Here is an 11,229-nt window from a genome sequence, read left to right on the forward strand (position 1 = left end):
CTGGCCAGGCTGGCGCGCGACGAGCCGGGCGCGGGAGACTGGCGTTCGCCACCATCGAGGCGCTGATGAAGGGGTTTCCACCGTAATGAGCACCGCAGCCTTCCCCGAGGGTTTCGTCTGGGGAGTGTCGACCTCGGCCTTCCAGATCGAGGGGGCGACCTCGGCGGACGGCCGCGGCCTGTCCATCTGGGACACCTTCTCCGCCGACCGGGCCGAGGCGTGCGACCACTACCACCGCTACCGCGACGACGTGCGGCTGATGAAGGACCTCGGCATGGCCGCCTACCGCTTCTCGGTGAGCTGGCCGCGCATCTTCCCCGACGGCGCGGGCAAGCTCAACGAGGCCGGGCTCGACTTCTACGACCGGCTGCTGGACGCGCTGCTGGAGGCGGGCGTCACCCCGTACGCCACCCTCTACCACTGGGACCTGCCCCAGGCGCTGGAGAACGCCGGCGGCTGGCCCGAGCGCGACACCGCCCGCCACTTCGCCGACTACGCGGCGGTCGTGGCCCGGCGGCTGGGCGACCGGGTGGACACCTGGTTCACGCTGAACGAGCCGTGGGTGGCGGCCTTCCTCGGCTACGGCTCCGGCATCCACGCCCCCGGCCGCAAGTCGCCCGCCGAGGCCTTCCGCGCCGCCCACCACCTGCTGCTCGCGCACGGGCTCGGCACGCAGGCGCTGCGCGCCGCCGGGGCGGCGAAGGTCGGCGGCGTGCTCAACCTCTCGCCGGTGCTGACCCCCGGCCAGGTCGGCGACCCGGGCCGGCCGCTGTCGGAGGAGGACGCCGAGGCCGTGACCAGGATCGACGCCCTGGCCAACCGGCAGTTCCTGGACCCGATGCTGCGCGGCGCCTACCCGGCCGAGCTGCTGCCGATCGTCGAGCGCACCGCCGGCCTCGGCCACGTCCACGACGGCGACCTGGAGACCATCGCCCAGCCCGTGGACCTGCTCGGCGTCAACTACTACACCCCGCTCGTCGTGCAGGCGCAGCCCAGCGAGCCCGCCGACCCCGCCTACCCGGGCAGCGAGGGCGTGCTGTTCTGCGCCGTCCCGACCGCGGTCACCGCCATGGGCTGGCCCATCGTCCCCGGCTGCCTGCAGCTCGTGCTGCGCCGCCTGGCCGCCGAGTTCCCCGGCGTCGACCTGATGGTCACCGAGAACGGCGCCGACTTCGTGGACGTCGTCACCGGCGACGGCATCCACGACGTCGAGCGGATCAGCTTCATCGAGGAGCACCTGCGGGCGGTGCGCGCGGCCGTCCAGGAGGGCGTGCCGGTGCGCGGCTACCTCGTCTGGACGCTGCTGGACAACCTCGAATGGGCCGACGGCTACCAGCGCAAGTTCGGCCTGGTGCACGTCGACTTCGCCACGCAGCGGCGGCGGCTGAAGGACAGCGCCCTGTGGTACCGCGACGTCGTCCGGCGCAACGGGCTGCTGGACGTCCCGCCGAAGCGGCCCACGCTGGAGACCGTCGCCGCCCGCGCCCGGGTCTCGCGCGCCACCGTCTCCCGGGTCGTCAACGGCGAGTCGTCGGTCCGGCCCGAGGTGCGCGAGACGGTGCTGCGGGCCATCAAGGAGCTCGGGTACGTGCCCAACGCCGCCGCCCGCAGCCTCGTCACCCGCAGCACGAACGCCGTCGCGCTGGTGCTGTCGGTGCCGCGCCAGGGCGGCGACCGGCTCACCGCCGCCGTCGTCCAGTACGTCACCAGCGTGCTGGAGGGCGCCGGCAAGCAGATCACGCTGATGCTGGCCGACACCGCCGAGAGCCACCGGCGCATCGTCCAGCACGTCGAGGCCCGGCTCGCGGACGGCGTCGTGCTGCTGCCGCCCGACCGCGGCGACACCCTCGCCGAGCGGCTCTCCCGCACCGGGGTGCCGGTCGTGCTGCTGGGCAAGCCCGCGATCGCGTCGCTGGTGCCGTACGTGGACGTGGACAACGCCGGCGGCGCCGAGGCCGCGACCGAGCACCTGCTGGCCGGCGGCCGCCGCCGCGTCGGCATGGTCTGCGGTCCCTTGGAGCTGGTCGCCATGCAGGACCGCCTGGCCGGGCACCGCGCGGCGCTGCGGCGGGCCGGCCGCCAGCCGCTGCTGGCGCCCGCCGAGCTGACCCGCGGCTCGGGCGCGGCCGCCACCCGGCAGCTCCTCGGCGACGAGCCCGCCCTCGACGCGGTCTTCGCCGCCACCGACGAGCTGGCCCTCGGGGCGCTGCAGGCGGCCCGGGAGGCCGGGCGGCGGGTGCCGGAGGACCTCGCGGTCGTCGGGTTCGGCGACGTGGACGCCGCCTCGGCGGTCGTGCCGGGGCTGACCACCGTCCGGGTGCCGGTGGCCGATCAGGCGCTGGCGCTGGCCCGGCTGCTGCTGTCGCGGCTGGAGGGCCGGCACACCGAGTCGGTGGTGCTGCCGACCCGGCTGGTCGTGCGCGAGTCGTCCTGACGGGGGTCCGGTGACCTCACCCTCGCGGTCCCTGCCCGCCGCCTAGCATCGGAGGCAGGACCCGCGGGGAGGGCACATGCGCTTCAGGCACCGCAAGCAGCACCAATCCTTCGAGGCGGGCGAGGTCAGCCGGGTCACGCCCGTCGTCGCCTACGACGGTGACCTCTACCGCCCGCCCGACTGGGCGGGGCGCCGCCGCGACGAGCGCGACCTCGGCCGCGCCCACGCCACCGAGGGCCAGCTCGACACCCTCACCCTCCAGACCGGCAGCGTGCCCCGCTTCCACGAGCTGGAGGACGAGCGGCTGGAGGAGCTGGCCCGCCTCGACGAGCGCACCGACCAGGAGCTCCAGGTGGCGCGGGCCGAGTTCGAGGCCCAGAAGATCCGGCTGGCGGAGTCGCAGCGCGCCTTCACCGAGGCCCGCCGGGCCCTCGACGACAGCCAGCGCCGCGTCACCGAGCTGGAGCAGCCGAGCCGCCGCCCCGGCGACGGGCGGCCCAGCTCCATCGCCGTCTCCGGCAGCCGCTGGCCGGTCGTGCGCCGCTGGCTGCCCGCCGCGCTGCTGCTCACCCTGCTGGTGGTCGTCGAGGTGCCGATCCTCTACCAGGTCATCCTGAGCTGGGGCGACAGCGTCGCGATGACCGCCCTGCTCGCCGCCGGCGCCGCGCTCATCATGCTGGTGGCGCCCCACATGTACGGGCGGGCGTTCCGCGCCTGGCAGGAGCACGGCAGCCCGGCCCAGGGCCGCCGGCTGCTGATCGGCGTGGCCGCCGTCTGGCTGGGCCTCATCGTCGCCGTCGCCGTGCTGCGCCGCGACGCCCTGGTCAAGCCGCTCGTCGTGGACGGCCAGGACATCGGCCCCACCTCCGCGGGCGTCTCCCAGCTCCCCACCATGGTGCTGCTGCTCGCCCTGCTCATCGCCACCGCGCTGATCGCCGCCGACCTCGGCCGCCGCATGCACAACCCGAACGACCGCCGGCTGCGCGAGCTGCGCGCCAAGCGCGACGCCGAGGCCCGCGTCCTCGCCGAGGCCCAGGCCGCCTACCAGCGCGACACCGGCTACGCCGAGAGCATCGCCCAGTACCTCCAGGCCGCCGAGCGGCGCCGGGCCGGCCGGCTGCGCCGCCTCGACAGCGGCTTCGACAGCCTGGCCACGGCCTACCTCGGCGGCGTGGTCGAGGGGCTGAGGGACCCGGAGGCGGCGAGCTGGGCCGAGCGCATCGTGCACCACCGCCGCTCCACCCGCTCCTGACCTCCGGGTCCTCTCCTGGGGCGTCAGGAGGTCGAGAAGGTGAACCAGTTGACGTTGACGAAGTCGGCCGGCTGGCCGCTGCTGAAGGTCAGGTAGACCGTGTGCGTGCCGGTCACCCCGGCGATGTTGGCCGGGACCGTGCGCCAGCTCTGCCAGCCGCCGGTGTTCGCGATCGCGAAGTCGCCGATGGGGGCGGCCGTGGGGCTGTCCAGGCGGACCTGCACCAGGCCGCTCACGCCCGCCGCCGCCCCGGACGCCACCCGGGCCCTGAACTGCGTGGCGGCCTGCGAGCCGAAGCTCACGCCGTCGTAGCGCAGCCAGTCGCCGTTCGCGATGGCCCCGACGTTCTGGCCGCCGCCGGTGTCGGTGGTGGTCTCGACGATCGTGCCCGACTGGGCCTGGTAGCGCTCGGCCTGGATGGTGGAGCGGGCGTCCACGCCGCCGGGCGAGGTGGGAGTGGTGGTCGGGGTGGGCGTGCCGCCGCCGGCGCCGCTCTGCCACACCGCGACGTAGTCCACCACCATGGGGCGGCCGGACACGGTCGCGGCGGTCGGGGTCGAGCCGCCGAGGGCGTTCGGGAACGCGCCGCCCATGGCCACGTTGAGCAGCAGGAAGTAGCCGGCGTGGCCGGTCATGTCGCTCCAGGTCGTGGCGTCGAACTGGGCCTGGCTGACGCTGTGGAACTGCTGGCCGTCCACGTACCAGCGGAGCTGGTTGGGGCTCACGCCGCGGTCCCACTCGAAGCGGTAGGTGTGGAAGGCCGACTGGCAGGTGGAGCCGGGGCAGGCGCGGCTGGCGCCGAGGCCGGTGGTCTCGTTGCACGGGCCGCCCGGGTTGACGCCGCAGTGCAGCACGCCCCAGACGGAGTTGATGCCGTTGACGTTCTCCATGATGTCGAACTCGCCGATGCCCGGCCAGTTCCAGTAGTTCCCCCGGTACGGCGCGCCGAGCGCCCAGAACGCCGGCCAGTAGCCGAGCGCGGCGTCGCCGGTGACGTTCGGCATCTGGATGCGGGCCTCGATGCGCAGCACGCGGCCGTCGGCGGGCTTGAAGTCGGCGCGCCGGGTCTCGATGCGGGCCGAGGTCCACTCGCCGGAGCTGCTGCGGAGCGGCGTGATGCGCAGGTTGCCGGAGCCGTCGAGGCTGAGGTTGGAGGTGCTGGAGGTGTAGTTCTGGATCTCGCCGGTGCCCCAGTTGGCCGGGCCGCCGGGGTAGTTGTGGCCGGTGTCGACGATCCAGTTGTCGGCGGACGGGAGGGCGCCGGCGGCGCCGGTGAAGTCGTCGGACCAGACGAGTGACCAGCCGGACGGGGTGGGTGGCACGGCGGCCGAGGCGCTGACGGCGGCGTCGACGAGGAGGCCGGTGAGCGCGGCGAGCGCCGTGAGCACCGTGGCCACGGGCGTCAGGCGGCGCCGGGGCCCGCGTGTTGTCGTTGTCATGGGCGCGTCTCTCCTGTGGGGGGCGCGGGGAGGCGGGAGACAGAGAGCGCTCTCTGAAAGCATCTGAGCACACCGCTCACTCGTCGTCAAGCCGGGTGTGAGAGCGCTCTCCCTAGAGGAGGTCCACGGTGGTCGCGCCCGCCGACTCGAACGCCTCCCGCCAGAACGCCTCCAGCAGCGGGAACCGGTCCGGGCTCGACGTCTTCTTGCGCAGGAAGCCGTGGACGGTCACCGCGTAACCGGTCAGGTCGGGCAGCAGGCGCGCGTCCCGCAGCTCCTTGATCTTCTGCTTGCGGGCCGCCTCGCTCAGGTCCAGCTTGTTGATGTCCAGGTCGCCGCGGTTGTTGATCAGGTCGCTGAAGACCGCGATCTCGTGCGGGCGGTCCGGCTCGCGTCGCGCGGTGAGCTGCTTGACCAGGTAGCGGAGGGCGCCCAGCACGTCCGAGCCCTGGCCCTCCGTGGGGCAGTCGAACAACGCCATCGCCCGGGGCAGCGCCTCCTGGACGCGGTGGGCCCGGACCCGGTCCTCGACCACCGGGTTCTCGTTCGGGTTCTCGGCGCGGGTGGCGGCGATGGGGAGGGGGTCCTGGCGGCAGGTGCTGCTCTCCGAGCTGCCGGTGACGGCGGCGAAGGCCATCCAGTCGCAGTTCGCGGCGAAGGCGGGCAGCTTGGAGGTGACGTCGGCGCGGGAGGTGGCGGGGTCGGCGTAGCTGGTCGAGTCGACGATCACGCCGCAGATCGAGCGGGCCTCCGTCCCGCAGCCGGCGGCGATCCCGGCCGTGCCCGCCATCAGCACCGCCGCCAGCACCGCCCGCGACCCCGCCCGCGACCCCGCCCGCGACCCCGCCCGCGACCCAGCCCGCGACCCAGCCCGCGAAACCGCCCGCGGGATCGCCTGCGGCACTGCCCGCGGCACCGCCCGTGCCGCCCGCCGTCCGTCGCGTGCTCGCGCGGCGGGGCCGCCGTCGTCCTCCGGGGGCGGTGTCACGCGTCCTCCTGGCCGCGTGGCGGGCCGCCCGTGGAGTCCCACAGGTCGGAGTCCGGTTTGCCCGGCTCGTGATCGGGATCGGGATCGGGGTCGGGGTCGGGGTCAGGGGGCGAGGCGCGGTGGCCGTTGGTGCCCCGGTGGCCGTTGGCCCGGTCGAGCTCCGGGCGCGGCGGCTCGGCGGGCAGCTCGCGCGGCAGGACCTCGGCCCGCCACACCTCGATGCGCTCCTCCACCTCCCGCAGGATGCGCCCCAGCTCCTCCCGCCCCGACGTCCCCGCCGCCGTGCCGCCGGTCGGCTCGATCGCCATGACCTCGCCCTTCCACAGGGACGGGATCTCCTCCCTGCGCGGATGGGCCTCCAGCACGCCCCCCTTGTACGCCGCGACGAGCTGCTCGGCGCGGGCGTACACCGCCTCCACCTCGTGCTCGCGCTCGATCAGCGCGCTCTCCCACTCCTGGCGCAGGTGCTCGATGCGGGCCCGCGCCCGCTGCACCCCGGCGTCGGCCTCCTCGACCGCGGCCCGCCGCCTGGCCTCCTCCCGCCGCGCCCGCGCCTCCTCGACGGTGATGAACCCGTCGGCGGCGCGGCGTCCGTCCGGCGGGACCGGCTCCGGGCGCGTCCCCGCGCGACCCAGCTCGCGCAGGATCTCCTCGCGCGCCCCCAGCGCCCGTTCCAGCAGCGCCGTGCGCACTGCCGCGAGCCGCCGGTCGATGTCGCTGACCTGCTCGCGGGCCCGGGCGCGGACCTCCGTCACGTACGCGGGCTGGAAGTCCGGATCGGTGAACTCGTTCAGCGGGTGCAGGCGCGCGTCCCGCATGCCCCGCCGCCGCGCCTCCTCCCGCTCGGCCGGCGGGCCGTCCCGGGTGAACGACCGCGGGTCCCGCCTGAACAGCCGCGACAAGAACGCCATCCGCGTCTCCTGGCTCCGGGTCTCCTGGGGCGCCGGCCGGACCGGTCCCGGCGCGCGCCCTGTCCCCAGCGTAGACGGCGGTCGCCGGAAGTGGCGGGGACGTCACCCAACGATGCACCAGAAAGGCGGACAAAACGGACGGCGCCGCACCCGTGGTGCGACGCCGTCCGGAGGCAGCAGGAGGATCAGCCCTTCTCGGCCTCGCCGGTGGCCTGCTCCATGGCGTCCTCGGGGGACGCCTCCAGGTCCTGCTCGGCGTCGGCGCCCGCCTGCGCGGAGGCCTTGTCGAGCCGCACCCAGCTCGTCACGCTCTCCACCGCGAACAACACGAACAGGTAGGCCGTCAGCACCGCCAGCACCGGCGTCACGACGCCGAAGGCCGCGCCCGCGCCGATGATGAGCAGCCGCAGCTCCCAGCCGAGACCCGCGCGGAACACCCAGGCGGGCGGCCAGATGCTCTGCCGCGTGCGGTAGACGGTGTCGTAGGTGTGGTAGCCGACCACGTACACCAGCACGAACAGCAGCCACTTCGGCGCGTCGGCGGCCAGCCCGATCGCGATCGTGGCCAGGAACTCGGTGCCGCGCAGCAGCGGCGGCGTCAGCCAGTCGAAGCGGCCCAGGTGGTCGCGCGCCGCCGTCGGCAGGATGAGCAGCAGGGCGATCGCCACGGGCACGAGCAGCACGGGGCCGGGCTTCAGCAGCCCGGCGGCCGTGACACCGGCCACGGCGAGCAGCGCGACCAGCGTGGCCGGGACGGGCGGCAGCCCCGGCCCCAGCCGGGGGGCGAGCGCCTGGGCGAGCGGGCCGTCGTCGCGGTAGGCGAGCAGGCGGGCGGTCTGGATGCGCCGGCGCTCCTCGTCGGGGTCCGGCGTGGGGGTGGCCATGGCCTGCGGTTGGGTGATCATACGAGCGACCTCATGAGGCGTCCGGTGAGGGTGTAGGCGGCGGCGACGGAGCCCCAGATCACCAGCGTCAGGAAGGTGATCCGGGCGTCGAAGAGGGCGGCGGTGATCGCGATGGCCGCGAACCGCTCGCCGATGGGGAACACGATCATCTTGCGTGCCCAGTGGACGGCCCGGAACCGGCCGGCCTTGGTCCACATCTTGAGCACGCCCCGAAGACCCTGGCTGCGCTCCTCCCGGCGGCGTGACAACGCCGCCCGCAGGTCGCGGTCGTGGGGGGCGTCCAGCGCCACGGTGGGCAGCTTGGCGGGCGGCTTGCGGCGGTTGGCGACGCCGAAGGAGAAGTCGAGCAGGTGGCGTACGGACTGCAGGCCCAGCGCGGCCAGCGCGAGGATCCAGATGTCCTCGCCGTTGCCCGCGATCACGTAGCCGACGGCGAGCCCGGCGAAGACGACGTACTCCTTGAACCGGTCGAACGTGGCGTCCAGCCAGGCGCCGAGCACGCCGAACTTGCGGGCGTAGCGGGCCACCTGCCCGTCGACGCAGTCGAAGACGAACGCGAAGTAGATCAGCACGCCGCCGAGCACCATCCACGGCCGGTCGCCGGTGGCGAAGCAGGCGGCGGCGGCGATGCCGAGCGCGATCGAGATCAGCGTGACCTGGTTCGGCGTCAGCCCGCGCCGGGCCGCCCAGCGGGCGATGAAGCGGGAGTAGGTGGAGACGAAGAACGTGGTGAAGAAGCCGTCGGCGCCCTTGACCGCGTTGTTGAGCCGGGCGCGGTCCTCGTCCATGGCGGCCATCTCGGGCCCGGCCTCGTTGACCTCCTCCTGCGTGGTGACCCGGCGGTAGAACAGGTCGCGGCGGCCCCTGATGCCGACCGAGACGCCGCTCCGCACCAGGCCGAACACGACGAGCTGCACCAGGTCGTCGTCCGGGCCGAAGGTGTCGGCCAGCGCCGCGAGGTCGCGGCAGGTCTGCGCGAGCACCGGCGCGTTGCGTGCGCTGACGTGCAGCGGGCCGAGCAGCACCGCGTTGGGGCGGGTCACGCCGTGCGTCGCGGTGCCGACCGAGACCACGCGCGACTTGCCGACGCGGGCCCGGACCGGCAGCCCCTCGACGCGGTTGAGCCCGATCTCCGGCTCGGCCTCCTCGATCGGGACGGCCTCGGTCTCGGGCTCGGGGCTGTCCTCGGGAGCTTCCTCCTCGGCGACGCCCTGTCTCGGCTGCTTGGCGACGAGCGCCAGCGCTCCGCGCTTGGTCTTGGTGATCTGGTAGATCAGCTCGTCGTGGACGACCGAGTTCTCGGGGACGATGAGCAGGCTCTCCGTCGCCGACTCTGCGACCTCGGCCAGCGCGTGCAGGGCGGCGGCCACGTCGTCGGAGGCGATGGTGGCGGGCCGCGGGTCATAGGAAGCGAGCTGGCTGCGCAGCCGCTCGGCCACGGAGGGTGCGCCGGGCAGCGCGGCCAGCCTCAGGCCGGTCGGAGAGGTGTCGGGGCCGGGCGAGGCGCCCAGCAGGACCACGCGGGTCATGACTCCCTTTCGAGGCGGTAGCGGGGGGTTGAACAACGGGTAATGCGGGGACAGGCGTCAAAGTCTAGTGAGAGTGACGCAAAGTCGCGTCATCCGAGCATGCCCGTAACGGCGGACCTCCCGGTACGGAGTAGGGCCGTAAGATGTCCGAGTGAGTCTCTACCGTGACGAAGGCGTGGTTCTGCGGACGCAGAAGCTCGGCGAGGCCGACCGCATCGTCACCGTGCTGGCCAAGCGCACCGGCAAGATCCGCGCCGTGGCCAAGGGCGTGCGCAGGACCACCTCGCGCTTCGGGGCCAGGCTGGAGCCGTTCACCCACGTCGACCTGCAGCTCCACACCGGCCGCACGCTCGACGTGGTCACCCAGGCCGAGACCCTGAGGCCCTACGGGGAGACGCTCGCCGCCGACTACCCGCGCTACACCGCCGGCTCGGCCATGCTGGAGACCGCCGACCGGCTCACGCACGGCGAGAAGGAGCCCGCGCTGCGGCAGTTCCTGCTGCTCGTGGGCGGGCTGCGCACCCTCGCCGACGGCTCGCACGAGCCGCGGCTGGTGCTCGACGCCTACTTCCTGCGCTCGCTGGCCGTGGCCGGCTACGCCCCGGCCCTGGAGGCGTGCGCCAAGTGCCAGGCCCCGGCGGTCAGGGCGTTCGCCATCGTCGCCGGCGGCGTGGTGTGCGGGGCGTGCCGCCCGTCCGGGGCGACCGTCCCGGCGGGGGAGACGATCGGGCTCATGACGGCGCTGCTGCGCGGCGACTGGGCCACCGCCGACGCCTCCGAGTCCCGCCACCGCAACGAGTGCAGCGGCCTGGTCGCCGCATACCTGCAATGGCACCTCGAACACGGAATACGCTCTCTCCGACACGTCGAAAGGGAGCCAGCGTGAACGTCCGACCTCCGTCGCCGCATCCGTCCGGGGCCACGCCGCCGCCGATCCCGCGCGAGCTGGTGCCCCGGCACGTGGCCATCGTCATGGACGGCAACGGCCGCTGGGCCAAGGCGCGCGGCCTGCCGCGCACCGAGGGGCACAAGGCCGGCGAGTCCTCGCTGTTCGACGTCATCGAAGGCGCCCTCGAGCTCGGCATCCCCTACCTCAGCGCCTACGCCTTCTCCACCGAGAACTGGAAGCGCTCGCCCGACGAGGTGCGCTTCCTCATGGGCTTCAACCGCGACGTCATCAGGCGGCGGCGCGACGAGCTCAACGCCATGGGCGTACGGGTGCGCTGGGCGGGCCGGCCCGGCCGGCTGTGGAAGAGCGTGATCTCCGAGCTGCAGGCCGCCGAGGAGATGACGGTCCGCAACCGCAAGCTGACGTTGCAGTTCTGCGTCAACTACGGCGGCCAGGCCGAGATCGTCGAGGCGGCGCTCCGGCTGGCCGAGGACATCGCGGCCGGCCGGGTCAAGCCCGGCAAGGTCGACGAGAAGGTGTTCGCCCGCTACCTCGACGAGCCCGAGATCCCCGCGGTCGACCTGTTCCTGCGCTCGTCGGGCGAGCAGCGCTTCTCCAACTTCCTGCTGTGGCAGTCGGCCTACGCCGAGATGGTCTTCCTCGACCGGCTCTGGCCCGACTTCGACCGCCGTGACCTGTGGGAGGCGTGCGAGCTGTACGCCAAGCGCGACCGCCGCTACGGCGGGGCGGTGCCCAACCAGGTCACCTGACCCCGAGGCAGCCCGGCAGGTCAGGCGCTCCCGTGTGGCAAGGTGTCACCCTTTGGACACCTATCGCTTCCGCCTCTTCCGGCGCAGCATGCGTGGATCGGCTCAGGAGGGG

9 protein-coding genes are annotated in these 11,229 nt (G+C 73.9%); 4 read left to right on the plus strand and 5 right to left on the minus strand.

Annotated features, from left to right (window positions below; genetic code table 11):
- Nucleotides 1-85 precede the first annotated feature (85 nt).
- Complete coding sequence (locus MF672_RS51900) at nucleotides 86-2,434, plus strand: GH1 family beta-glucosidase (protein ID WP_308210619.1); 2,349 nt, start codon at nucleotides 86-88, stop codon at nucleotides 2,432-2,434.
- Between the two features lie 76 nt (nucleotides 2,435-2,510).
- On the plus strand, nucleotides 2,511-3,686 hold the full coding sequence (locus MF672_RS40200; RefSeq protein WP_242374863.1) for a hypothetical protein: 1,176 nt from the start codon (nucleotides 2,511-2,513) through the stop codon (nucleotides 3,684-3,686).
- Between the two features lie 23 nt (nucleotides 3,687-3,709).
- Here the strand turns inward: MF672_RS40200 and MF672_RS40205 are convergent, their stop codons facing one another.
- The 5 genes from MF672_RS40205 to MF672_RS51150 form a co-directional block, all read right to left on the minus strand.
- Nucleotides 3,710-5,125 (minus strand): glycoside hydrolase family 16 protein, encoded by a 1,416-nt coding sequence (locus MF672_RS40205; RefSeq protein ID WP_242374864.1) that lies wholly within the window; start codon nucleotides 5,123-5,125, stop codon nucleotides 3,710-3,712.
- A 112-nt stretch (nucleotides 5,126-5,237) separates the two neighbouring features.
- Nucleotides 5,238-6,113, minus strand: a complete 876-nt coding sequence (locus tag MF672_RS40210) for a hypothetical protein (protein ID WP_242374865.1) — start codon at nucleotides 6,111-6,113, stop codon at nucleotides 5,238-5,240.
- Nucleotides 6,110-7,024 carry a hypothetical protein gene (locus tag MF672_RS40215; protein ID WP_242374866.1) on the minus strand — a complete coding sequence of 305 codons (915 nt, stop codon included), beginning with the start codon at nucleotides 7,022-7,024 and terminating at the stop codon, nucleotides 6,110-6,112. Before MF672_RS40215 ends, MF672_RS40210 begins: the two co-directional genes overlap by 4 nt.
- Nucleotides 7,025-7,209: 185 nt before the next feature.
- Nucleotides 7,210-7,929 (minus strand): DUF5941 domain-containing protein, encoded by a 720-nt coding sequence (locus MF672_RS51145; RefSeq protein WP_254723826.1) that lies wholly within the window; start codon nucleotides 7,927-7,929, stop codon nucleotides 7,210-7,212.
- Nucleotides 7,926-9,458, minus strand: coding sequence for a CDP-alcohol phosphatidyltransferase family protein (locus MF672_RS51150; RefSeq protein ID WP_254723827.1), 1,533 nt, complete (start codon nucleotides 9,456-9,458; stop codon nucleotides 7,926-7,928). The genes MF672_RS51145 and MF672_RS51150 overlap by 4 nt, the downstream gene beginning before the upstream one ends.
- Nucleotides 9,459-9,609: 151 nt before the next feature.
- Between MF672_RS51150 and recO the strand changes: the two genes are divergently transcribed.
- Together recO and MF672_RS40230 are read left to right on the plus strand one after the other, a co-directional pair.
- Nucleotides 9,610-10,344, plus strand: a complete 735-nt coding sequence (gene recO, locus MF672_RS40225; protein WP_242374867.1) for a DNA repair protein RecO — start codon at nucleotides 9,610-9,612, stop codon at nucleotides 10,342-10,344.
- Nucleotides 10,341-11,117, plus strand: coding sequence for an isoprenyl transferase (locus MF672_RS40230; protein WP_407654796.1), 777 nt, complete (start codon nucleotides 10,341-10,343; stop codon nucleotides 11,115-11,117). Before recO ends, MF672_RS40230 begins: the two co-directional genes overlap by 4 nt.
- The last annotated feature ends 112 nt before the right edge of the window (nucleotides 11,118-11,229 follow it).

Origin of the sequence: Actinomadura luzonensis (assembly GCF_022664455.2) — a bacterium.
Classification (GTDB): Bacteria; Actinomycetota; Actinomycetes; order Streptosporangiales; family Streptosporangiaceae; genus Nonomuraea; species Nonomuraea luzonensis.

Excerpts from the sequence above, each read along its gene's own strand:
- MF672_RS40205 (WP_242374864.1), bottom strand. The coding sequence starts at position 5,125 with ATGACAACGACAACACGCGGGCCCCGGCGCCGCCTGACGCCCGTGGCC.
- MF672_RS51150 (WP_254723827.1), bottom strand. The coding sequence starts at position 9,458 with ATGACCCGCGTGGTCCTGCTGGGCGCCTCGCCCGGCCCCGACACCTCT.
- MF672_RS51900 (WP_308210619.1), top strand. The coding sequence starts at position 86 with ATGAGCACCGCAGCCTTCCCCGAGGGTTTCGTCTGGGGAGTGTCGACC.
- MF672_RS40200 (WP_242374863.1), top strand. The coding sequence starts at position 2,511 with ATGCGCTTCAGGCACCGCAAGCAGCACCAATCCTTCGAGGCGGGCGAG.
- MF672_RS51145 (WP_254723826.1), bottom strand. The coding sequence starts at position 7,929 with ATGATCACCCAACCGCAGGCCATGGCCACCCCCACGCCGGACCCCGAC.
- MF672_RS40215 (WP_242374866.1), bottom strand. The coding sequence starts at position 7,024 with ATGGCGTTCTTGTCGCGGCTGTTCAGGCGGGACCCGCGGTCGTTCACC.